Consider the following 22209-nt stretch of genomic DNA (forward strand, 5'->3'; position numbering starts at 1 on the left):
ATATGCGGTTAATATTTCATTAATGTTAAAATATCATAATCGTCAAGCTTGTCTCTGCCGTCAAGGTAAGAAAGCTCGATTAAGAACGCAATACCGGCTACGACGCCGCCCAGTTCTTCGACCAGCTTAATCGTTGCTTCGATCGTGCCGCCTGTTGCAAGCAAGTCATCAGTAATCAGCACACGCTGTCCCGGCAGGATCGCATCTTTATGAATCGTCAGTACGTCTTTTCCGTACTCCAAACCGTAATCGACTTTAATGACCTCACGCGGAAGTTTTCCTTCTTTCCGAACCGGCGCAAAGCCGACTCCGAGTGCGTATGCAACCGGACAGCCGATAATAAAGCCGCGCGCTTCAGGCCCGACAACTAAATCAATTTCTTTTTCTTTTGCATATTCAACAATTTGGTCAGTGGCGTAACGGTATACGTCGCCTTTGTCCATCAATGTCGTAATATCTTTAAATTGTACGCCTTCTTTCGGGTAATCGGGCACAATTGTTACGTATTTTTTAAGATCCATCTGTTCTATGTCCTCCTCGTACTTTCATAAGCCTCTGAACCTTGGTTCATCAGCTTATTCAGCCATTCCTTCAGCTCATGGGCTGCGGAATAATTGAGCTTCTGGTCTAATTCCATCAGCTGCTGTTTTACCTGATAGGTTTGCGAATCTGCCAGGTCGCGTTTTTTCGCACCGCTCACGACAGACAGCACACCATCTTCTATTTTAACAAAACCGAGATCAAAAAACACCTTTGTCATGAAATTGATTGTGTCAATTGACCATCCTCTGTGTCTCGCAAGCTCTGAACCATGCTTGCCGAAGTCAAAAGCGCCCCTTTTCAAGAGAAATGCGTAAAACCACTTGAAATCATTCCGCGATGGAAATGAGGACAGGAAATGTTCTTCATGATTGATAAAAACAAAATAAATCCGTTCCGGCTTCTTTCCGTCAAGCAAATGCTGCAGGCGATCCGCTGACGGCGGCACATCCAGAAAAACGGCATATTTTCCGTCAAGCTGGAGAGCTTCCGCCTCGGATTCCGAAGTGATCTCGGCAAGCTCGCCCGTCAGCTCTTTTTCACGGAGCTTCTGAGCGGTTTTTTCGTTAAAGCTGATGAGCACCCGTTTCTCCTTCGGCAGCGCGGTGACCGTATCTTCCCACGTCCGCTTGCCCCGGATATCAAAAAGCTGCCATTCCGGCACCGCAGCATCTTTAATCATCAGCTGGGGCTTCTTTCTGTTGTTCCATTCATTAATGGACATCTCGCCGACAATGGAAATCGTTGATCCGGGAACAACACCGGCTTCCAGCTCTCCTTTGTTAAAGCCGACGCAGTCAAGGACGGCGGAATCACTTTTCACCGTCATTTTCACGTGGTTTTTATTCGCTCCGATCAGGCGCACATCATCAAGCACGGCATTTTTCACCATCACATGCGGTTTAGGGTTAAGCATGCCGAACGGCGACAGCATATTCAATTCTGTAATGCTTTCAACGGTTATGTCTTCAACGCCGCAGACAAGATCAACCTCCTGAACGGGAATAAAATCCTCTTCCGTAAGGGTTTCTTCAGCCATTTGATTCAGCCTGTCCCTTAATTCCGCCACATCTTCAGCCTTCAGCGTCATTCCGGCCGCCATCGGATGCCCGCCGAAATGAGGAAGAATGTCTCTGCACTGTGAAAGGCTCGTAAAAAGGTTGAAGCCTCTGATGCTTCGCGCCGACCCTTTAGCGATTCCCTGCTCCTCATCTATCCCCAGCACAACAGCGGGCCGGTAAAAACGTTCAGCCAGCTTCGATGCGACAATACCGACGACGCCCGGATTCCAGCCGGCTTTTGCCACTACAATGGCAGACGGGTTTCCGCCTTGCTGCTGAACCATTTCAACAGCCTCTTCGGTCATGGTTTTCACCATTTTCTGCCGCTCTTTATTCAGCCGGTCAATTTCCGAAGCCAGTTCCTCCGCTTCAAACTGATCTTCAGTCATCAGCAGGTGTACGGCAGGATCGGCCTGTTCTATTCTTCCGACAGCATTGAGCCTCGGTGCGACCTGAAATCCGATCGTTTCCTCATCAGCTTGTCCGATATCTCCGCCGGAAAGCTTAATCAGAGCTTTGAGGCCCGGCCGATTTGTCGTCCGAAGCCTTTCAATTCCGAGTGACGCAATTAATCTGTTTTCATCATGAAGGGGCACCAGATCTGCAACCGTACCGATTGCCGCCAAGTCCAGCATAGCTTCCGGCAAAGAACCCGTAAGCGCGTGGGCAAGCTTAAACGCCACACCGACGCCGGCCAATTCTTTAAACGGATAGCCGCATCCCGGCTGCTTCGGGTGGATGATTGCAAATACGTCAGGAAGCTCGGGTCCCGGCTCATGGTGGTCGGTAATAATGACGTCTAAGCCCAGCTCTTTTGCGACTTCAGCTTCATGGACGGCGGCGATTCCCGTATCCACTGTAATGATCAGCGAAAATCCCCGCTCTTTTATGGAACGGAAAGCTTGTTCATTCGGGCCGTAGCCTTCTGTAAAACGGTCGGGAATATAAAAGTCAACGTCCGCCGACAGCTGTCTGAGTGCCGTCAGCATCACTGACGTGCTTGTAACGCCGTCTGCATCGTAATCTCCGTAAATCATAATCGGTTCCCCTTGAGAAACCGCCAGTTTTATCCGATCAACTGCTTCCCGCATTCCCTTTAATTCATACGGGTCATAAAAGTCTGCATCCTTTGTATGTAAAAACAGCCTTGCGCTTTCGGCAGTATCAAAACCTCTTTTTACAAGCAGTGATGCCACAAGAGGTGTTATGTCCAATTGTTCTGTGAGTGATTTGACTTTTTCCTGATCCGGCTGCTGGATTTCCCAGCGCATTTTTGACGCTAACATAAATTCACCCCTCAACCACCCTATTATACTAGAGCGGACTGAGGGGTTTCAAATGTTATTCTGATCCTTTTTTCTCTTCAAGCATTTCTTCCGGCGGCGCGGCTGTTTTTTTGCCGTCCGAATCAGCCGTCAATTCACCTGCGGATCTGTTTTCTTTCCGCAGCATTTTAATTTCGCGCTTCAGTTTCATCACTTGAAATATACCGGCTGAAAACACGATCAGCGCTCCCATTAACACAGAGCCTAAAATGACTAAAATCAGCGGCCATTCAGCTGTTCCGAACAGATAATCAACCTCAACCGCCCGCACGTTAATGACAGCAAAGATGGCGACAATCAGAGTAAATAGTAAAGCGAATATAATAGTCCATTGTTTATTCATGCGTCTGCCCCCAATTATTGATTCTTATCTTTTCCCCTATTTTCCCGGGAGTAAACCCCGGTCTCAGGAAATCCGGGCCGTTAATTGCTCGCGGACCAGCTTTTTCAGTCCGCTTCTTTCTCCCGATATAACGAGGGTGTCCCCTTCTTCAATTACGGTATCAATACCGGGGCTCAGCTGTTTTTGCCGGTTTTTCTTCACGATCGCAATAATCTGGACGTTGTAATGTTTCTTCATCTCCAAATCTCCGATTGTGCGGCTGACAGCCGGTGCATGAGATTCGGCTTTAAACCACTCAATGACGAGGTCATCAAGCGCGACTTCCACAGATTCCAGCGCTTTCGGCTTATACGTCATCCCGCCTAAAATAGCGGAAATCTGCCTCGCCTCTTCGTCGTTAAATTCAACGGATGCCAAGCATTCGTCATAATCATTCTCATCGAAGTAATAGAGCTCTTTTCTGCCGTCATCATGAAGAATAATACTGATTTTATCGTGATTTTTCGTAATGACTTCTACTTTCTGGCCGATGCCCGGAAGCTCCGACTCACGAACGTTCATAAGAACCCCCCTACATGTTTTTACAATGATGATTGATTATGTAAGCGTATGTCATTATAGCAAATGCAGGTTTTAAGTTCAATGCGGCCTAAAAAAAACAGGCTGCCTTCCGGAAGACAGCCTGTTTCCTTTTACTCTTCGATTGATTTTTTCCCTTTAAATTCTTTTCCTTTCCATACAAGCCACAGCTGCGCGGCGATGTAAAGAGAGGAATAAACGCCCGTCAATAAACCGACCAATAAAGCGACGGAGAAGTTTGTAATTGACGATGAGCCCAAAATGAGCAGCACGACGACCACAATCACAACGGTCAAGACCGTATTGATCGAACGTGTAAAGGTTTGCTGCAAGCTCAGATTCACGATATGTTCCAGATCGGCAAATGACTTCGGCTTGCGTTTTTTCATCTGCTCGCGTATCCGGTCAAATGTAACGATCGTATCATTTATCGAGTAACCGATTATGGTGAGAATAGCGGCGATAAAGGTTACGTCAACCTCCAGCCTTGTAATGCTGAAAAACGCGACGATAAAGAAAGCGTCATACAGCAGGGATACAATCGCGGCGATTGCCATTCTGTACTCGAAACGGATTGACACGTAAATAATGATGCCGATTGATGCAATTGCCACGGCATATAAAGCATTACGGGCCAGTTCTTTTCCGACTGTCGGCGATACCGTGCTGACGTTCGGTTCAGATCCGTATTTGTCCTTAAAGTACGTTTTGATTTCAGCGATTTTTTCTTTAGATGGCTCTCCGACAAAACGGGCCGCGGCAACATGGTTCTCTTTACCCGAGAGCACGATGTTTTCCGGATCCATGCCGAGAGAGTCAAAGTCTTTTTCAACCTGCTGCGCCGTCAATGCATGATTGCTCTGCACATCAATCCGCGCACCGCTTGCAAAATCGATTCCCAGGTTGAGTTTAAAGACCAGTAAGATGATAATTCCCGCAATGGTTACAGCGCTTGAGAAAATAAAGAAATATTTTCGTTTGCTCGTGAAATCCCATTTCTGGAATGCCGTATGCGGTTCAGTATTTTCATCTGTTTTTTGAATGTCCATAATATGTTTTTTCTTGACGCCGAACCAGCTTTTTTTCCGGTCAAGCCATCTGCTTTCCACAAGAAGGGCGAGCAGGAATCTTGAAAGGAAGACAGCTGTAATAAAGCTTGTCAGTATTGACAAAATCAGCATCGTCGCAAACCCTTTTACAGAGCTTGTCCCGAAAATAAAGAGCACGACCGCTGCGATGATCGTTGTGATGTTCGCATCAAAGATCGTCGCAAATGACCGTCTGTTCCCTGAACGGAAAGCTGAGCGGACGGATTTGCCGAGTTTCAGTTCTTCTTTTATCCGTTCATAGGTGATGATGTTGGCGTCAACCGCCATCCCGACACCCAAAATGAGCGCCGCAATACCCGGAAGCGTCAGCACCGCCTGCATCCAGTCAAACACTTGAAGCGTAATATACACGTATACAGAAAGCGTAATTACCGCTATGAGTCCAGGCAGTCTGTAATAAAGCAGCATAAATAAGAAAACAATTGCAATACCGATGATGCCGGCCTCTACCGTATCATGCAAAGCCTGCTGTCCGAATTGCGCCCCTACTGAAGTAGAGTATTTTTCGGTCAGTTTCACAGGCAGCGCACCCGCGTTTAAAATATTGGCCAAGTCCTTCGCTTTTTGAACGGTGAACTGACCTTCAATCGTGACATCCTTCGTGTTTAATTCCTGGCTCACATTCGGAGCGGATACATATTTCGGATGTTTTTTGCCGACTTCTTTTTTAAATGAATCGCCCTTTTGGTAATCAAGCCAGATCACAAGCTGATTATTAGGGGCCATTTTCTTGACTTTTTTCGTCACTTCTCCGAACTTATCCGCATCCTTCAGCTTAACGCTGACAATCGGTTCGTTCGTCGTCGGATCAAAGGTTTGCTTCGCGCCGTTTTCCACGAGATCAGAGCCGTTTAACAGCTCTTTATCATTCGTATCCCTGAACGAGAGCTGCGCTTCCGTTGACAGAATTTCGCGCGCCCTGTTCTGATTCGTGACGCCCGCCAGCTGAACGCGTATGCGGTTATTTCCTTCAATCTGAATGTTCGGCTCGCTTACGCCGAGAACGTTAGCCCGGCGGTTCAGCGCCTGCACCGTGCTGACGAGCACGTCTTTTGTGATTTTATCGCCTTTTTTGACGGGCTGCACATCGTACAGAACTTCAAACCCGCCGCGTAAATCCAATCCTAACGTAATATTATTGGCAGCCGGTTTTGTAAAATACCCCAGCCCTGTGCCGATCAATAATACGATCAGGAAAAACGCAATCAAGCGTCCTTTTTTCATTATGTATTTCCTCCTTAAACCTATGCCGTCAAATCATTATCTCAGCAGTTCATCCAAAGCTTCCTGACCCTCATCGCTTTCCAGCCAATTAGACGACTTAAAAGCTTCAACGGTTGCATAGTTCATAAAATCGCCAATTTTAACTGATAAAATATTACCGGCCAATTCATGCAGCGGCAATTCCTTTTTCTGTTTCCACTTTTTATGTATTAAGTATGACCATAAACTCTCGTGCTCAACATCATCGTATCCGAGGATTTTGAACTCTTCAAGTTTACTGTACAAGAAAGGCCGCAAATGATCTTTGTACATTTCGGCGGGATGTTTCTCCACTGGGCGCTCGCTCCTTTTTCCATTTTTCTCGAAGACTTGTCATGCTCGGACGACATCGGCGCATATCTTTATTGTATATGATTCCAGGTAGTTTGAGAAGGCAGGGGTTTATAAAATGGCAAAACAGACTTTTTTAAGAGGCACTCTTATTCTCATTGCAGCCGGGATGATTACGAGAATGCTCGGCTTTGTCAACCGGGTGGTTATCGCCCGGTTTATCGGTGAAGAAGGGGTCGGTTTATACATGATGGCTGCCCCGACATTTTTCTTGGCCACCACTTTGACTCAATTCGGCCTCCCCGTTGCCATCAGCAAACTTGTCGCTGAAGCAAGCGCGCGGGGGGACCGGCAGAAAATGAAACACATTTTAGTGATGGCGCTTACCGTCACCGGGATATTAAGTCTCATCTTCACGCCGCTGTTTTTATGCTTTGCGCCGATTATGTCAGAAACGATGCTGACGGATCAGCGCACGGTTTACCCGCTTCTGGCGATTACGCCCGTCGTGCCGATTATCGCGATATCCAGCGTGCTGCGCGGTTACTTTCAGGGCAGGCAGAATATGAACCCGCTGGCGTTTTCCCAAGTGCTTGAGCAGATCGTGCGGATTTCACTTGTCGCAGTCTGCACGACGGTGTTTCTGCCGTACGGGATTGAATATGCCGCAGCAGGAGCCATGATTTCGTCTGTCATCGGGGAGCTTGCCTCTCTTATTTATTTATTCATTTGTTTTAAAGCAAATAAAACAATCAGAATCAGAAAACAATTTTTCAAGTCGATTGCAAATGGAAAAGAAACCTTCCGCCAGCTGATGAGCGTGTCGCTCCCGACAACCGGAAGCCGCTTCATCGGAAATTTATCTTGGTTTTTTGAACCTATTGTCGTCGCGCAGAGCCTTGCGATTGCAGGAGTGGCCACCGCTGCCGCCACCAGCCAGTACGGGGAGCTGACCGGATTTGCCATGACGGTTTTGACGCTGCCCAGCTTTATAACCTATTCTCTGTCAACGGCGCTTGTTCCTGCGATCAGTGAAGGAATGGAGCAAAAAAAGCTGCAAGTTGTCGAATACCGTCTGGAACAGGCGATGAGGCTGTGTCTTTTAAGCGGAGGCATTTCGGTGGTTATTTTATTCTCTTTCGCTGATGAACTGATGTCCGTCATGTACGGATCAACTAATGCGGCGGTATTTGTTAAAGTGATGGCGCCGTTTTTTCTGCTTTACTATTTTCAGGGGCCTCTTCAGGCGGTGCTGCAGGCTCTCAATTTAGCCGGGGCCGCCATGATGAACAGTTTTATCGGCGCCGCTGTCAAAACCGGCCTAATTTTTGTTTTGGCGACCAGGCCTTCCTTAGGCATCATGGGCGCCGCACTTGCGATTGTAACGGGGATGGTCCTTGTCACCCTGCTGCATGCGGCCACCGTAAGCAAGGTGCTTCCGATCAGCATTAAAATAAAAGAATACGCGCTCTGTTTTGCCGTCATATTCATTTGCGGTTATGTCAGCCGCATCATCAAGCACACCGTTCATTTTTCAGGATCAGAAGCTGTTAATCTCACAGGCTGGATTGCAATGACCGCGATTTTGTACATTGCGCTTCTTCTGTTATTCAGGCTGATTAAAAGGGAAGAGCTGATCCGGATTCCGGTCATCGGCAAGTTCGTGACGCGGTGAAACCGATTTATGGCTCCCCTTTTTCATCTTTGAGATCAATAAAAAAAGCGCCGTCCGTAAACGTGCAGAATGATATAACCGAAAGATCGCGATATCCTCTTTTTGCTAAATTTTTTTCAAGCCAGTGTTTATCTTTCCCGATTCTGTCCAGATGCTCATTCTGAATGACCCCGTCAACGATAAGCGATGTTTCCATCTGCTTATCCTTATTGTTTTTCTTTTTGACGATTGACAGTTTGCCCGAAGACTCCAAAATGGCGTACGACACGTCAGAGATTCTATCGATGTTATTCTCCCTCAGCTGCATAAGAAGATCGTCAAAATTGTAGCGCTGCGATCTCATCGCCCGTTCATCAATTTTTCCCTGTTTTATAATAATGGTGGGTTTTCCGTCAAGCAGCTGCCGTATTTTTTGGCTTTTGAGAGAAATAAAAGCAAGGCTTACTTGAATAATCATTAAAACGACAATCGGCACAATTGTATGCAAAAGCTTATCTTTTACATTTTCAATTGCCAATACGGCAATCTCGGCAATCATAATGGAGACGACAAGGTCTAAAATGCTCAGTTCTCCGATTTCCCGTTTTCCCATCAGTCTGAAAATCACAAGAATGATAAAATAAAGCACAATCGTACGAAACGTAATAATGAAAATATCTTCCATATCGCACCTCCAACGGTCATAGCATTTGCCATCGGCTCTGAATTATGTAAGAAACGGGCTGAACATCACGCATTTACGTCTAATTCGAACATTCAGAGAATACATTTAGAAAAAGACGGGCTCCGGCTTGTCATATATCAGGCCGCAGAGCGGAGAGGAGATAAAAATGGAAGAAACGAAACAAGTGGGAAGAGGCGTCTTGTACGGCTTAGTGGCTATTTTTGCGGTGATGCTTCTTACAAGTTTGGCGATTTCGCTTTTACTGACAGTCACCTCAATGGAAGAATCATCTTTCAGCTGGCTGATCACCGCGCTTTCTTTTCTTTCTTTATTTGCGGGAGGTTTTATATCGGGCGGCAAAGCGAAGGAAAAAGGCTGGATGATCGGAGCGTTAACCGCCGTCTGTTTTTCATTAATCATCTTGCTGTTTCAATATTTAGGGTTCGGAAAAACGTTTACATCCGGTCAGCTTTTGTTTCATCTCGGCTTTTTGGGAGTCAGTATGCTGGGCGGCATTTTCGGAGTGAATTTGAAAGGAAGCAGATCAGCGTAATAAAAAAAGAGCGGATTCTCCGCTCTTTTTTTGTATGTATGAGCTTCGCTGTTATTCAGCGGAAGCTTCTCTGATTGCGCGGCGGTCAAATGTTAAACGGGTGTTATCACCTGTTTTAATGACGACCTTGCTTTCATCAATTGAATCAACAGTGCCGTGCAATCCTCCGATTGTCACCACTGAATCCCCTTTTTTCAGCTCTTCCTGCATCTGGCGTACGGCCTTCTGCTGCTTTTGCTGCGGACGGATGAGCAGGAAATAAAGCACTGCAAACATTAAAATAATAGGAACGATTGTGCCTAAAGTACCCATCTGTTTCCCTCCTTTCAAGAATGGTTTTATTTTAGAAGCTTTTCGCATTTGGCTTATTATAGCCGTAACGCTCAAAGAACTCTTCTCGGAAATCACCAAGACGATCCTCCCGGATGGCTTGTCTGACCTGCTCCATTAAGTGTAACAGAAAATGAAGGTTATGGTAAGTTGTTAATCGAATTCCAAACGTTTCATTACAGCGGATCAAATGTCTGATGTAAGCGCGGGAGTAATTTTGGCATGTATGGCAGCTGCACTCTTCGTCAATCGGACGGAAATCACGCTCATATTTGGCGTTTTTCATATTCAGACGCCCTTCATTCGTAAACACCGTGCCGTTTCGGGCAATCCGGGTCGGCAGTACGCAGTCAAACATATCCACGCCGCGGATGGCGCCGTCAATTAAGGCATCCGGTGAACCCACACCCATTAAATATCTCGGCTTGTCCTTCGGTAAAAGCGGGGTTGTAAACTCAAGCACTCGGTTCATGACGTGCTTCGGCTCGCCGACAGATAATCCGCCTATGGCATACCCCGGAAAATCAAGCGAAACCAAGTCTTTTGCACTTTGTGTCCGCAGGTCTTCGTATTCTCCGCCCTGTACGATTCCGAACAGCCCCTGCTCATCTGAGCGCCCGTGCGCCTCCAGGCAGCGTTCCGCCCAGCGGCTGGTCCGTTCCACAGAGCGTTTCATGTAATCATACTCTGCCGGATACGGCGGACACTCATCAAACGCCATCATGATATCAGAGCCGAGGGCGTTTTGAATTTCCATCGCTTTTTCCGGAGATAAAAACAGCTTGTCTCCGTTTAAGTGATTGCGGAAATGAACGCCTTCTTCTTCTATATTACGAAACTTGCTCAATGAAAAGACCTGAAAACCGCCGGAATCTGTTAAAATCGCGCGGTCCCAGTTCATAAACTTATGAAGCCCGCCCGCTTCTTTTACAATGTCGTGTCCCGGGCGGAGCCATAAATGGTACGTATTGCTTAAAATAATGCCCGCATCCATAGATTTCAGCTCATCCGGAGACATCGTCTTTACCGTAGCAAGCGTGCCGACCGGCATAAATACAGGCGTCTCAAAGGAGCCGTGGGGCGTATGAACTCTGCCCAGCCGCGCTCCCGTTTGTTTGCATTCCTTTATAAACTCATAACGTATCGGTTGTTCAGCCACTTTGTATGAGGCCTCCTGTCATTCAAATTAGATAATCAGCATGGCGTCGCCAAAGCTGAAGAAACGGTATTCCTCCTCTACCGCATGACGGTAGGCGGAAAGAACATGCTCTCTGCCGGCAAGCGCAGAAACGAGCATGATAAGGGAAGATTTCGGCAGATGAAAATTGGTGATCATGCCGTCAATCGCTTTAAATTCATATCCCGGATAAATGAAGATGGACGTCCAGCCGCTTGAAGCGGTAAATACGCCGTCATGCTCGCCGGCAATGGTTTCCAGGGTGCGCGTTGATGTCGTCCCGACCGACACGATGCGCCCTCCCGCCTTTCTGACCTCGTTTAAAGAGGCGGCGGTTTCTTCCGTCATTTCATAAAATTCCGCGTGCATGTTATGCTCTTCCACATCATCCGCACTGACCGGGCGGAATGTGCCGAGTCCCACATGAAGTGTGATAAATTCAATCCGCACACCCTTTTGCTTCAGCTCGTCCAGAATCTCTTCCGTAAAATGAAGTCCGGCCGTCGGAGCTGCGGCAGATCCGATTTCTTTTGAAAAGACGGTCTGATACCGTTCTTTATCATCAAGCTGCTCTTTAATATAAGGAGGCAGCGGCATTTCACCGAGTGATTCAAGCACTTCGTAAAAAATCCCGTCATACCGGAATTCTATTTTTCTGCCTCCGTGATCAAGCTCCTCCGTGCAGACCGCTGTCAGCCGGCCGTCGCCAAATGTCAGGACCGTTCCTTTTTTTACGCGTTTCGCCGGCTTTACGAGCGTTTCCCATGTATCATTTTCTTCCTGTTTTAATAACAGAAGCTCCACTTTCGCTCCCGTATCTTCTTTTGTGCCGAATAATCTTGCAGGCAGCACACGGGTATTGTTCAAGACGAGACAATCCCCTTCATTAAAAAAGCTTACAATCTCTTTAAATGAACTGTCCGTCAGCCCGCCCGTCTGTTTGTCGAGCACCATCAGCCGCGATGCGTCACGTTCTTTCAGCGGCACTTGGGCAATGAGGCGTTCAGGCAGTTCAAAATCAAATAAATCGACTTTCATCATTTCACCTTTATTCTGTCTATTGTTATTTCATTCTGCCGAAAAAATTAAGCAGAATGGATAGTATCACACTGATCACAATACAAGTGACAACGGGAAAGAAAAATGTAACATTTCCCTTCTTAACGAAAATATCTCCGGGCAGCCTTCCGACAAAGTGCCAGACTGCGCCGGCAATAAGCAAAACGGCACCGAGAAACATGAGAACCTTCGGAAAGTCAGTCACGGGCGGGCGCCTCCAATCGAAAATGTTCATACACAGCCGGAGTCACGACCCGTCCCCTCGGCGTCCTCTGGAGAAATCCGATCTGCAGCAGATACGGTTCGTACACATCCTCTATTGTATGCGGTTCTTCGCCGATTGTCGCGGAAATCGTATCAAGGCCGACGGGACCGCCGCTGAATTTTTCGATCATGCCCATCAGCAGCTTATGGTCGATATGGTCAAGGCCGAGCGCATCGACTTGAAGACGTTCGAGCGCGTCGTGAGCGATTTCTTCCGTGATGCGGCTGTCGCCGAGCACCTGGGCAAAATCCCTCACCCTTCTGAGAAGCCGGTTTGCAACCCGCGGCGTTCCCCTTGACCGTCTGGCGATCTCCAGAGCCGGAGCTTCTTCGATATCCACTTCAAAAACGTCCGCCGTTCTTGACACGATATCTGTCAGCTCTTCCTGCGTATAGTATTCAAGGCGCGACAGCACCCCGAACCGGTCTCTGAGCGGTGCGGTCAATAATCCGACCCTTGTCGTCGCTCCTACAAGCGTAAAAGGGGGAAGATCGAGACGGACGGAGCGGGCGGACGGGCCTTTTCCAATGACGATATCAAGGCAGAAATCCTCCATCGCCGGGTACAGCACTTCCTCAATTGAGCGGTTCAGCCTGTGAATTTCGTCAATAAACAGCACATCCCCTGGTTCGAGCGCCGTCAAAATGGCTGCCAAATCTCCCGGTCTTTCGATGGCGGGACCTGACGTCGTCCGCATCTCCACCCCCATCTCATTGGCCACGATAGACGCAAGCGTTGTTTTCCCGAGACCCGGAGGCCCATATAAAAGAACGTGGTCCAGCGTTTCCTGCCTCATTTTCGCCGCATCGATAAACACGCGCAGATTTTCTTTCACCTTCTTTTGGCCGATATACTGGGCGAGATTCTGCGGCCTGAGGCTTTGCTCGATTATTGATTCATGGCTGTCTGCTTCACTTGAAACGAGCCGTTCATCCATGAACATCACCTTACTTTAATAATTTTTGCAATGCTTTTTTCACATATTGATCTGTTGAAAGCGCCGTTTCCTCTTTTAAGTGAGGAAGCACTTTTTTAATTTCTTTTTCGGCGTAGCCGAGAACCCTAAGCGCTTCAAGCGCCTCGTCAAGCGCCGTTTCAGCCTCTTGTTTTTCAATGCGCGCTTCATGATTGAACAGGTTGTCAATCATTTCAGGCACGACGTCGGCCAGTTTGCCTTTCAAATCAAGAATAATCTGCCGCGCCGTTTTTTTGCCCACACCCGGAAATTTCACCAAAAAGGCTTCATCTTCCTGTTCGATCGCTTCGATGACGGCTCCGGGGTCACCGGAACCGAGGATGGCGAGCGCCCCTTTCGGCCCGATGCCGGTGACGTTCAGCAGCTTTGTGAAAAGCGCTTTTTCTTCCCGGGTTGAAAAACCGTACAAAGAAAAGGCATCTTCTTTTATATGATGATACGTAAAAATGGTTTCTTGATTGCTTACCTTATAAATAAACGGATTCGGAGTAAAGACCTGATAGCCGATTCCGCCGTTTTCAATCACGATGTATTGGGGAGATACATAATCAATCGTCCCCTTCACGAATTCAATCACACCTATTCACCTCTTTGACTGCTTATCATTGTAACACAAAAACAGCCAAAGTCTTATAGAAAAGTTAACGTATGTTCGCTTTGACATCTTCCATTCAGAAAAAAAAGACATGTGTCACATGTCTTGCGTCAAAGTCATCCGCTGTAAGTCTTAATATGATCGATCACGCTCTCAAACTCCGCTTTTGTCCTGTACGGTATGCCGTGTTCCAAGTGCTTTTGCAATCGGCTTTCCAGCCTTTCTATATCAATCTGGAAGAAAGATTGGATCGGCTCGGCCAGCGATCCGGGACGGCCGTGAAAAGTGGAGATGACGCCTCCGTCCGTGACGCCGATATAACCGTTAACCTTACTGAGCGGAGAAATGTCATCAACATGCTTACGGAAAAGAACGAAGCCTTTTTTCTGCTCAACGAGCGTCCAGCCCGCATATGCGGCCCAAAAATCCTCCATCGCCAAAACGGTTTCATCCGTATGTTCGATGCCGACATCACCGTCCAGATAGACCTTTTCCAGCTGGACGTGCACCCGAAGCGGCCCGTAATGCTCAACCTCCGCCCCGTATGCGCCTTTTCCTCCGCAAATCAGGACTGCAGCCGATAAGATAAGCATAAACAATAGACGAGCACCGCAAATTCGTTTCACCAATAACACCTCTTTATTCAATCAAACTCTTGATGCTAGTTTGACCAAAGATGCCGGTGCTTAACCGTTTTCTTTCATTTGTCTGTTTCAGCCGAAAAAAAGCAGCCTCTATTATGAAGGCTGCCCCGATGATTATGCCCGGCCGGCTGAAATCAGTTTCATTTGTCCGGACGTCAGTTTGAGCCGGTATCCCCTTACGGTCAGATACACAGTTTTTTCTCCGCGGCTTTTGTCATGCTCCGTTTTTTTCATTCCGGCCCCTCCGTTATGTTTTATTACTTTTATGTTAACACCGCAACATAAAGAGCGTTTTAAGAATATGTAAAGAAATGATGAAGCTTTATCCATAAAAATACTGCCGGATGAAATCATCCGGCAGTCCCGTTTAACGGCTGTTTCTGTTCATGTCTTGCAGCTTTGTAAAAGTAGCGTTGTCGGTAAACACTTGAATTGTACGGCCGTCCGCAAATCTTTTGGCCGCATGTTTGACATGTTTATCATCATTTTTCGTAAAAGGATGATTTGTTCTGACGGCAATGACGACTCTCGTGTCAGTCACGATGACCTGACTATCCTGTACGCCTTTTACTTTTTTCACGCGGTTTGCAACTTTTGCCGCCAGCCTGATGTTTTCGGCGTTGTCATACCCATTATAAGACATAGCTGCCGGCGGCGTATTGACATTTCGGCCGTTATATGTGCCGTCCGTCGTTAACGGAACCCCGTCATTAGGCGCATACTGGTCAGACACGTTTGTCGTATTATGACGGCCGTTTCGGTTTTCCATCATTTCAGAAACGGGTCCTTGATGGTCCATTCCGTACTGGCGTCTGCCGTTATCATTATCATTCGAATAATATCCGACCGGACGTGTTGACTGATTGTAGCGTCCGTCATTCATGGCATTATTTGCTCCGCATGCCGTTAAGCTTGCCGTCACGGCTAAAACGCCTGCGATCGTCATCAGTTTTTTACCCAATGGAAAAACCCCCCGTGGATTCATCGCTGTTTGAGCGTTTTCCGCTCATGTTTAGGATGTGCGGCCGACGGCGGGTTTAAGCTTGTCAGTTATGTCCATTCCTCAGTTGGACATAAAAAAAGGAACGACATACATCGTCCCGAAACATTAATCTTCTTCTTCCTCCGGCCGTCCGAATACTTGATTTGGACTCGGCTGATTCGGTGCGGCATTAGGATTTGCTCCGCCGTAAGGCATAAAATATCCGGCGTTTGCACCCACATTCGGATACGGCTGCACAGGCATATTTGCGTGATGGTGATGTGAACCGTGGTGATGATGGTGGTGGTGATGTGAATCATGGCAGCCGCAATCATCATCCTTAAATTTCCCATCATGATGAGGCGCGTTTGCGTAATGTGACGAATATCCTCCGTAATACGGCATTTGACCGTACGGAGCACCGCCGAAACCGGATCCAGAACCATCATAATGCTCTGCATTTTCATGGGCCTGGTTTTCATATTCACCGTAACCCGCTTGCGGCCCAAATCCCGGATGATGGAATCCGTGATGATGGAATCCGTACGGTAACGGCATCGGCATTACCGGAAAGCCTCCATAACCTCCTCCAAAACCGCCAAAACCTCCGCCTACCGGGAAGCACGGATGGCATAGTCCCGAACCCGGCAGCATCGGTGTCACCGGAACCGGACAAGGACAAGGCATGCACGGCATCGGGTAATGCATAAAAGGCGGTTCAACGGCCGGCATATTCGGAAACGGGACATTCGGAATGTTTGGCATGTTCGGCAGATGATAAGCGGCGTTTTCTTCTTCCATCTTTCCGGCTTCAGGCGCCTTCGGCATATTCGGGTAATTCGCGTTTTCCATGTTGATCATTTCCTCCTGTTGTGGAATGTTATTGTCATGCTCTTTTTCTTTCGGCTCGACAAAATGTGTCACCGGTTCCTCCGGCTTAGGAGGCGACCACGGCTGAAACAGCTGATTGGACGGATAATATTGGTTCATATCAGCTTCCGGCAGCACATTTTCATGCTTTTCAGGGATTGGCGGCACATACGGAATTGACGGCTTCGGTTCTTCCGGTATGGTGTCTTCAATGTCCACAACTGATTTCGGTTTTTCTTTGGCATATGGATGCTCATGCTTATGCGCAGACGTTCCGAAGCCGGCCTTGGGTTCTTTTCTGACCGGAACGGCTTCTGAAGGCACCTTTATCTTCATTCCAGGCATAATTAAGTCTGGATTGCTAAGCTGATGATTCAGTTTTTTTAACTCTTCAAGATCAACTCCGTATTTTTCAGCTATTTTCCAGAGCGAATCGCCTTTTTGAACGATATGAATTTTCAACGTTTTCCCCTCCTATGCACAAAACGTGAACGGTACATTTGTCATTACAATACGTTTCTTCACACTATATGCCGGTGGACTGGGCATGATGATAAAAAATTTGGGAAGGAGGGGAAATTTTTATGATTACGTATGACTCAGCATTCTGTTCAAAGCACGAAGCGCTTCTGTCCGAACCGCTTCCGGAACTTTAATGACACCCTTCGGCTCGCCTTTTTCAAGCTGCTCAAGCGACCACAATAAATGCGGCAGGTCGATTCTGTTCATTGTCAGACACGGACACATATCGGGATTCAATGATTCAATCTGTTTATCCGGGTGCGAGTGAATGAGGCGCTGAACAAGATTCATTTCCGTGCCGATCGCCCACTTGCTTCCCGGTTCAGCCTGTTCAATCGTATCAATAATATATTTGGTAGACCCGCTGTCGTCACTGAGCGAGACCACTTCCCGCGAACATTCCGGATGAACGATAATGCGGATGCCGGAATCCCGCTGCCGCAGCTGAGAAATATTTTCCGCTGTAAACTTTTCGTGTACGGAGCAATGTCCTTTCCAAAGGATGACTTTAATGTTTTCCGGATGGTCAGTAAGCAATCGATTCTGCCCCGGGTCCCATACAGCCATTTCTGTCAGCGGAATGCCGAGGTCATAGGCTGTATTTCTGCCTAAATGCTGATCCGGCAAAAATAAAATTCTTTCTTTTTGTTTAAAAGCCCATTTCAGCACACTCCGGGCATTCGAAGAGGTGACGGTCGCTCCACCGTGCCGACCGACGAATGCTTTAATTTCCGCCGTCGAGTTAACATATGTTAACGGAATGATGGTGTTACCGTACAGTTCTTGAAGCTCTTGCCATGCTTTGTCCGTCTGCTGAATATCTGCCATATCAGCCATCGAGCATCCGGCGCGCATGTCGGGCAATATGACGGTTTGGTTATCATCAGTCAGCATATCAGCGGTTTCCGCCATAAAATGCACGCCGCAAAACACAATATATTCCGCCTCTTTATTTTTTTCAGCCACTTGAGCAAGCTGCAGGGAGTCACCTGCCGTATCGGCGAATTGTATCACTTCGTCTTTTTGATAGTGATGCCCCGGAATGAACAGGCGCTTTCCGAAATCCCGTTTAATGGCGGCGACACGCTTTTCCATTTCTCCGGTGCTCATGTCTTTATAATGGCTCGGCATCATTTCGGCTGATGCAGTTAACACGTCAAAAATAGACATCTTAAAAATCCCCCTGTTCCGCAGCCTCAACATCCATGCTGATGTCGGCGCTTTTTACTGAATGAGTCAGAAATCCGAGTGAAATATATTGGACGCCCGTTCCTTTATAAGCGGGCAATGTGTCGAGCGTTATGCCTCCGGATGCTTCCGTTTTGATATGGCCCGGTGTCATGCCTGCAAAACGCCGGACGGACTCAGGCGGACAGTTGTCAAACATAATAATGTCTGCGCCCGCTTCAATTGCCTCGAGCAGCTGCTGTTCGGATTCGATCTCGACTTCCACCGCAAGCATCTGCCCCGCCGTTTTTCTTGCCCGCTCCACGGCCGCCTTTATCGATCCGCAGGCGGCAATATGATTATCTTTAATCATGATGCCGTCATATAAGCCGAAGCGATGATTAAAGCCGCCTCCGACCCGAACGGCGTATTTTTCCAGCATTCTGAGCCCCGGTGTCGTTTTTCTCGTATCACAAAGCTTGATGGACGGATCATCAAGACGCCTTTTAGCCTCGTCCGTCATTGTCGCAATGCCTGACATTCTTTGTATGAGATTCAGAATGACCCGCTCTCCCGTAAGAAGAGCTGCCGCCCGGCCTTCCATTTCAGCGAGCACGTCTCCTTTTTTCATCCGTTCTCCGTCTTTTTTCAGAGGGCGGATGCGGATATCATCGTGTAAAAGCTTCCATCCTTCACGGATAACGTCTTCTCCGGCAAACACGCCGTCTGTTTTTGCGATGATCCGCGCTTTACATTGCTGATCAGAAAAAATCGCTTGTGACGTCGCATCACCCGTTCCGATATCTTCCTGAAAAAAATGAGTCAGCATTTGTTTCAGCTGCAGAATGTCCATAGTTCCCCAATCCTTTCGTTTTTTCTGATAACCGTTCCAGATGTTGAATGAATGATTTGTTTTCCGTGCCAATCTTTCTCCGTCCCGGGAAAATCAGTGCGAAAATGAGCGCCTCTGCTTTCTTCCCGAATAAGGGCTGAGGTGACAACAAATTGCGCAGTCTTCCATAGGCAGGATAGCTCGGCTTGTTCCATTGTGATATCCTTCACATTTATATGACGCACAGATACGTTGTTAAGCCAGGATGCCAGCGCCTGCAGGTTTTCTTTTTCCCTCACGATACCCGCTCCGGTTGTCATTTTGGCTTGAAGCACATGAAGCGTTGTCTCCGGCACTTGTAAGATGACATCAGTTTTCTTCGGGTTTTTTTTATATCTTCCGTTTAACGGTGTTTGAATGATATGTTCAGCACATCGTTGCCCGCTTGCCAGCGCTTCCAGCAGTGAGTTGCTCGCAAGGCGGTTCGCCCCGTGCAAGCCTGTGCAGGCGGTCTCGCCTATGGCGTACAAATCAGGCACGGACGTTTTCCCCCATGTATCGGCTTTTACTCCGCCCATTAAAAAATGCATTCCGGGTGCTATGGGGATCCCGCTTTCAAGATCAACGCCGGCTGTTTGACAAATTTCTGTTATGGTCGGAAAACGTTTGTTAAAATCGGCTATTCGGCTGCAATTTATAAAAACAGGATTTTCTTTCATCATTTCTTCATAAATCGCCCGTGAAACCACATCCCGGGGCGCCAAATCTTCAAGCGCGTGTCTGCCAGCCATGATCCTGCGCCCGAAGCGATCCGCTAAATATCCGCCTTCTCCTCTCACTGCTTCAGAAATCAGACCGTAAACAGTCCCGTTTTTCACAAGGAGGGTCGGGTGGAACTGGGTGAACTCCATATCCGTGATCTCAGCTCCCGCGCGGAAGGCAAGAGCGATGCCGTCTCCCGTTATGGCGGAATCATTTGTGTGATATTGGTACAGACTGCCGCAGCCGCCTGAAGCAAGCACTACACAATCCGCTCTTCTGTAAGAAACGGCGCCTGAAGCATCCTTTACGGCAACGCCTGCGCATCGCCCGTGTTCAATCAGCAGATCAACAACCGTCTCGTGTTCAATGATCCGAATGCCGTCCCTCAGCTGCCGAACCAGAAACTCAACCAGCATCCGTCCGGTCGCATCTCCCCCGGCGTGCAGAATCCTCCTTTTGGAATGAGCGCCTTCCCTGCCGAGACAAAACGTTCCGTCCGACTTCGTATCAAAAGGGAAATGGCCTTCTATCAGACTGTTTATCATGCTCTGTCCGCTTTGCAGCAAATGCCGCACGGCTGTCACGTCATTGTGTCCGCATCCCGCATACAGTGTATCGTTCACATGGGATTCTATCGAGTCATCTTTTGCGTATGAAACAGCAATCCCGCCTTGAGCATAATGCGAATTGCTGTTCGTTACGTTTCTCTTTGTGATGACGGTTACTTGGTATGATGGAGGAAATGAGGAAGCACAGGCAAGGGCCGCCGTCCCCGTACCAATGACGATAATTGTTTTTTCAGACATACATCACCCTCCCATTATATTTACACCTGTCTTGACACCTATATTTACACAACGATAAAATAAACTCAAGCTTTTTTTAACATAAACGGATAGGAGACGGGCTGTATGATTTATCTTGATTACGCGGCGGGAACGCCTTTAAGCAAAGAAGCCGCGAAAGTCTTTCAGCATCTCAGCACAGAGGTATACGGCAATGCAAGCAGCCTTCATGACGCCGGAGGAAGAGCGGCGGACGTGCTGGAATATTGCAGACATTCTGCAGGAAAATTGATCGGCGGAGCGGCAGACGGCATTTACTTTACAAGCGGCGGAACGGAAGCGAACATCTTGGCCGTCCAATCATTGCTGTACGGTCTGCCCGATCATAAAAAACATTTTATTACAACCGCAATGGAACACCACTCGATCCATAATGCCGCGGCGTTTTTGGCTGACCGGGGAATTGATGTCACCATCATGTATCCCGACGAAAACGGCCTTATAACCGAGGACATACTGGCGGCTCATATCCGTCCTGACACGGGGCTCGTTTCCATACAGCACACCAATTCAGAAACCGGCCTCATCCAGCCTGTGAATCGTCTGGCCGCTTTTCTTCACCAGAGAAACATTTTACTGCATTGCGATTGTGTTCAAAGTTTCGGCAAACTGCCGATTGATGCGGATCAGGCGGGAATCGACGCCCTTTCCGTCTCCGGTCATAAAGTATACGGCCCGAAAGGCACCGGGGCTGTTTACATTCGGCCCGGTGTCAGCTGGAATCCGGTTTATCCGCATACCGTGCATGAAAACGGGTTCAGGCCCGGTACGGTGAATGTGCCGGCCATCGGCGCTTTTACCGCTGCTGCGGAGTATGCAGTGAAACATATGGAGGAACACCGTGAGCATGCTGACAGGCTGAGGAATTATTTGTATGACCAAATTAGGCGTCAAGGCCTCCCCATTTCATTTTCAGAGAAAGAAACCGACGGTGAATGCCTGCCCCACATTGTCGGGTGTTTTTTTCACTCCTTTGAAGGACAATATATTATGTTAGAATGTAATCGTAACGATATTTGCATCTCAACCGGGAGTGCATGTTCCGCCGGCAGCCACGGCCCTTCTTCAGCTATGAAGGCGCTGAGAAAAACCGAACGGGAAGCACGGCAGTTTTTCCGGATCTCATTCGGAAACGAAACAACATGTGAACAGCTCGATATGCTGATACATACATTTACGGCGCTGTGGGAGCAAAAGAAAGGAGAATCAGCAATTTGACAGAAGGAACGAAGCTTACTGGGTCGAAAAGACGCGACATGCTGCTTCATTGGCTGAAAGAAGCCGGCTCGCCATTAACAGGAGGCGAATTGGCCAAAAAAGCAAATGTTTCAAGACAGGTGATCGTGCAGGACATATCGCTCTTGAAAGCAAAAAGCGAACCGATTATCGCGACGAGCCAAGGCTATTTATACATCAGCATGAATGCCGGCAGCGAAAAAAACGCCGAACGGATTGTCGCCTGTCTGCACGGCCCGGAGCGGACGGAAGAAGAGCTTGAACTCATTGTCGATGAAGGCGTCACCATAAAGGACGTCATTATTGAACACCCCGTATACGGCGATTTAACCGCCGCCATAAGAGTCAGCACACGGAAAGAAGTCAAACAATTCATGGATCACATTAACTCGACAAATGCCGCTTACCTTTCACAGCTGACCGGAGGCGTGCATCTCCATACGTTAAGCGCCCCGACAAAAGAGCGGATTGACCAAGCCTGCCAAGCGCTGGACGACGCGGGTATTTTAATAAAAGATTAAAAAAAAGCCCCCTGAAGGGGAGC

Annotated in this window: 24 protein-coding genes; 4 read left to right on the forward strand and 20 right to left on the reverse strand. The window is 47.9% G+C overall.

From position 1 onward, the window contains the following. Nucleotides 1-8: 8 nt before the first annotated feature. The 6 genes from HAP68_RS12770 to HAP68_RS12795 all read right to left on the reverse strand — a co-directional run bounded on the left by HAP68_RS12770 (nucleotide 9) and on the right by HAP68_RS12795 (nucleotide 6514). Nucleotides 9-521, reverse strand: a complete 513-nt coding sequence (locus HAP68_RS12770) for an adenine phosphoribosyltransferase (protein WP_003152714.1) — start codon at nucleotides 519-521, stop codon at nucleotides 9-11. Between the two features lie 5 nt (nucleotides 522-526). Beyond that, nucleotides 527-2887, reverse strand: a complete 2361-nt coding sequence (gene recJ / locus HAP68_RS12775; protein WP_024085650.1) for a single-stranded-DNA-specific exonuclease RecJ — start codon at nucleotides 2885-2887, stop codon at nucleotides 527-529. A gap of 55 nt (nucleotides 2888-2942) precedes the next feature. Then, the gene (locus HAP68_RS12780) at nucleotides 2943-3269 is read right to left on the reverse strand and encodes a LapA family protein (RefSeq protein ID WP_003152709.1); all 327 of its coding nucleotides are present in this window, start codon (nucleotides 3267-3269) and stop codon (nucleotides 2943-2945) included. Nucleotides 3270-3332: 63 nt separating this feature from the next. Continuing rightward, nucleotides 3333-3830 carry a cation:proton antiporter regulatory subunit gene (locus HAP68_RS12785; RefSeq protein ID WP_014305499.1) on the reverse strand — a complete coding sequence of 166 codons (498 nt, stop codon included), beginning with the start codon at nucleotides 3828-3830 and terminating at the stop codon, nucleotides 3333-3335. A gap of 131 nt (nucleotides 3831-3961) precedes the next feature. Then, nucleotides 3962-6181 carry a protein translocase subunit SecDF gene (gene secDF / locus HAP68_RS12790; RefSeq protein WP_003152704.1) on the reverse strand — a complete coding sequence of 740 codons (2220 nt, stop codon included), beginning with the start codon at nucleotides 6179-6181 and terminating at the stop codon, nucleotides 3962-3964. 36 nt (nucleotides 6182-6217) lie between these two features. Next, complete coding sequence (locus HAP68_RS12795; protein WP_003152702.1) at nucleotides 6218-6514, reverse strand: post-transcriptional regulator; 297 nt, start codon at nucleotides 6512-6514, stop codon at nucleotides 6218-6220. Nucleotides 6515-6629: 115 nt separating this feature from the next. On the opposite strand from HAP68_RS12795, the gene spoVB reads away from it, so the two are divergent. Then, nucleotides 6630-8186, forward strand: a complete 1557-nt coding sequence (gene spoVB, locus HAP68_RS12800) for a stage V sporulation protein B (RefSeq protein WP_003152700.1) — start codon at nucleotides 6630-6632, stop codon at nucleotides 8184-8186. A gap of 7 nt (nucleotides 8187-8193) precedes the next feature. On the opposite strand, the gene HAP68_RS12805 is transcribed toward spoVB, so the two are convergent. After that, complete coding sequence (locus HAP68_RS12805; RefSeq protein WP_003152699.1) at nucleotides 8194-8850, reverse strand: DUF421 domain-containing protein; 657 nt, start codon at nucleotides 8848-8850, stop codon at nucleotides 8194-8196. Nucleotides 8851-9016: 166 nt separating this feature from the next. Between HAP68_RS12805 and HAP68_RS12810 the strand changes: the two genes are divergently transcribed. Further along, on the forward strand, nucleotides 9017-9403 hold the full coding sequence (locus HAP68_RS12810) for a TIGR04086 family membrane protein (RefSeq protein WP_003152697.1): 387 nt from the start codon (nucleotides 9017-9019) through the stop codon (nucleotides 9401-9403). Between the two features lie 51 nt (nucleotides 9404-9454). Here HAP68_RS12810 and yajC read toward each other — a convergent pair whose 3' ends face one another. The 13 genes from yajC to nadB form a co-directional block, all read right to left on the reverse strand. Beyond that, nucleotides 9455-9715, reverse strand: coding sequence for a preprotein translocase subunit YajC (gene yajC, locus HAP68_RS12815; RefSeq protein ID WP_003152695.1), 261 nt, complete (start codon nucleotides 9713-9715; stop codon nucleotides 9455-9457). A gap of 31 nt (nucleotides 9716-9746) precedes the next feature. Further along, nucleotides 9747-10892, reverse strand: coding sequence for a tRNA guanosine(34) transglycosylase Tgt (tgt, locus tag HAP68_RS12820; RefSeq protein ID WP_014305500.1), 1146 nt, complete (start codon nucleotides 10890-10892; stop codon nucleotides 9747-9749). A gap of 27 nt (nucleotides 10893-10919) precedes the next feature. Next, a complete protein-coding gene (gene queA / locus HAP68_RS12825) occupies nucleotides 10920-11948 on the reverse strand; it encodes a tRNA preQ1(34) S-adenosylmethionine ribosyltransferase-isomerase QueA (protein WP_003152692.1) in 1029 nt (342 codons plus the stop codon). Between the two features lie 25 nt (nucleotides 11949-11973). Beyond that, nucleotides 11974-12174 (reverse strand): DUF2905 domain-containing protein, encoded by a 201-nt coding sequence (locus tag HAP68_RS12830; RefSeq protein ID WP_015387898.1) that lies wholly within the window; start codon nucleotides 12172-12174, stop codon nucleotides 11974-11976. Continuing rightward, nucleotides 12167-13171 carry a Holliday junction branch migration DNA helicase RuvB gene (gene ruvB / locus HAP68_RS12835; RefSeq protein ID WP_003152685.1) on the reverse strand — a complete coding sequence of 335 codons (1005 nt, stop codon included), beginning with the start codon at nucleotides 13169-13171 and terminating at the stop codon, nucleotides 12167-12169. Before ruvB ends, HAP68_RS12830 begins: the two co-directional genes overlap by 8 nt. Before the next feature lie 10 nt (nucleotides 13172-13181). Next, nucleotides 13182-13787: a Holliday junction branch migration protein RuvA gene (ruvA, locus tag HAP68_RS12840; RefSeq protein ID WP_003152683.1), complete on the reverse strand. Its 606-nt coding sequence runs from the start codon at nucleotides 13785-13787 to the stop codon at nucleotides 13182-13184. 134 nt (nucleotides 13788-13921) lie between these two features. Next, nucleotides 13922-14431 carry an intercompartmental signaling factor BofC gene (locus HAP68_RS12845; protein WP_012118093.1) on the reverse strand — a complete coding sequence of 170 codons (510 nt, stop codon included), beginning with the start codon at nucleotides 14429-14431 and terminating at the stop codon, nucleotides 13922-13924. 132 nt (nucleotides 14432-14563) lie between these two features. Continuing rightward, a complete protein-coding gene (locus tag HAP68_RS19810; RefSeq protein ID WP_024085651.1) occupies nucleotides 14564-14683 on the reverse strand; it encodes a hypothetical protein in 120 nt (39 codons plus the stop codon). A 133-nt stretch (nucleotides 14684-14816) separates the two neighbouring features. Next, complete coding sequence (locus tag HAP68_RS12855) at nucleotides 14817-15410, reverse strand: YhcN/YlaJ family sporulation lipoprotein (RefSeq protein ID WP_003152677.1); 594 nt, start codon at nucleotides 15408-15410, stop codon at nucleotides 14817-14819. 147 nt (nucleotides 15411-15557) lie between these two features. Then, the gene (gene safA / locus HAP68_RS12860; protein WP_014305504.1) at nucleotides 15558-16763 is read right to left on the reverse strand and encodes a SafA/ExsA family spore coat assembly protein; all 1206 of its coding nucleotides are present in this window, start codon (nucleotides 16761-16763) and stop codon (nucleotides 15558-15560) included. A 126-nt stretch (nucleotides 16764-16889) separates the two neighbouring features. Continuing rightward, nucleotides 16890-17993: a quinolinate synthase NadA gene (gene nadA / locus HAP68_RS12865; RefSeq protein WP_024085652.1), complete on the reverse strand. Its 1104-nt coding sequence runs from the start codon at nucleotides 17991-17993 to the stop codon at nucleotides 16890-16892. Between the two features lies 1 nt (nucleotide 17994). Continuing rightward, a complete protein-coding gene (nadC, locus tag HAP68_RS12870; protein ID WP_003152672.1) occupies nucleotides 17995-18843 on the reverse strand; it encodes a carboxylating nicotinate-nucleotide diphosphorylase in 849 nt (282 codons plus the stop codon). Further along, complete coding sequence (gene nadB, locus HAP68_RS12875) at nucleotides 18825-20390, reverse strand: L-aspartate oxidase (protein ID WP_024085653.1); 1566 nt, start codon at nucleotides 20388-20390, stop codon at nucleotides 18825-18827. Before nadB ends, nadC begins: the two co-directional genes overlap by 19 nt. A 105-nt stretch (nucleotides 20391-20495) precedes the next feature. Between nadB and HAP68_RS12880 the strand changes: the two genes are divergently transcribed. Further along, nucleotides 20496-21647, forward strand: a complete 1152-nt coding sequence (locus HAP68_RS12880; protein WP_024085654.1) for an IscS subfamily cysteine desulfurase — start codon at nucleotides 20496-20498, stop codon at nucleotides 21645-21647. Further along, a complete protein-coding gene (locus HAP68_RS12885) occupies nucleotides 21644-22186 on the forward strand; it encodes a transcription repressor NadR (RefSeq protein WP_024085655.1) in 543 nt (180 codons plus the stop codon). Before HAP68_RS12880 ends, HAP68_RS12885 begins: the two co-directional genes overlap by 4 nt. The last annotated feature ends 23 nt before the right edge of the window (nucleotides 22187-22209 follow it).

This window comes from Bacillus sp. Bvel1 (assembly GCF_014872755.1).
Lineage (GTDB): Bacteria > Bacillota > Bacilli > Bacillales > Bacillaceae > Bacillus > Bacillus velezensis.

What these genes read in the sequence shown, in the direction of transcription:
- queA (WP_003152692.1), bottom strand. Translation starts at nt 11,948, where the DNA reads ATGAAAGTCGATTTATTTGATTTTGAACTGCCTGAACGCCTCATTGCC.
- HAP68_RS12880 (WP_024085654.1), top strand. Translation starts at nt 20,496, where the DNA reads ATGATTTATCTTGATTACGCGGCGGGAACGCCTTTAAGCAAAGAAGCC.
- ruvB (WP_003152685.1), bottom strand. Translation starts at nt 13,171, where the DNA reads ATGGATGAACGGCTCGTTTCAAGTGAAGCAGACAGCCATGAATCAATA.
- secDF (WP_003152704.1), bottom strand. Translation starts at nt 6,181, where the DNA reads ATGAAAAAAGGACGCTTGATTGCGTTTTTCCTGATCGTATTATTGATC.
- spoVB (WP_003152700.1), top strand. Translation starts at nt 6,630, where the DNA reads ATGGCAAAACAGACTTTTTTAAGAGGCACTCTTATTCTCATTGCAGCC.
- HAP68_RS12780 (WP_003152709.1), bottom strand. Translation starts at nt 3,269, where the DNA reads ATGAATAAACAATGGACTATTATATTCGCTTTACTATTTACTCTGATT.
- HAP68_RS12770 (WP_003152714.1), bottom strand. Translation starts at nt 521, where the DNA reads ATGGATCTTAAAAAATACGTAACAATTGTGCCCGATTACCCGAAAGAA.
- yajC (WP_003152695.1), bottom strand. Translation starts at nt 9,715, where the DNA reads ATGGGTACTTTAGGCACAATCGTTCCTATTATTTTAATGTTTGCAGTG.
- nadC (WP_003152672.1), bottom strand. Translation starts at nt 18,843, where the DNA reads ATGGACATTCTGCAGCTGAAACAAATGCTGACTCATTTTTTTCAGGAA.
- HAP68_RS19810 (WP_024085651.1), bottom strand. Translation starts at nt 14,683, where the DNA reads ATGAAAAAAACGGAGCATGACAAAAGCCGCGGAGAAAAAACTGTGTAT.
- nadB (WP_024085653.1), bottom strand. Translation starts at nt 20,390, where the DNA reads ATGTCTGAAAAAACAATTATCGTCATTGGTACGGGGACGGCGGCCCTT.
- nadA (WP_024085652.1), bottom strand. Translation starts at nt 17,993, where the DNA reads ATGTCTATTTTTGACGTGTTAACTGCATCAGCCGAAATGATGCCGAGC.
- HAP68_RS12805 (WP_003152699.1), bottom strand. Translation starts at nt 8,850, where the DNA reads ATGGAAGATATTTTCATTATTACGTTTCGTACGATTGTGCTTTATTTT.
- HAP68_RS12810 (WP_003152697.1), top strand. Translation starts at nt 9,017, where the DNA reads ATGGAAGAAACGAAACAAGTGGGAAGAGGCGTCTTGTACGGCTTAGTG.
- recJ (WP_024085650.1), bottom strand. Translation starts at nt 2,887, where the DNA reads ATGTTAGCGTCAAAAATGCGCTGGGAAATCCAGCAGCCGGATCAGGAA.
- HAP68_RS12785 (WP_014305499.1), bottom strand. Translation starts at nt 3,830, where the DNA reads ATGAACGTTCGTGAGTCGGAGCTTCCGGGCATCGGCCAGAAAGTAGAA.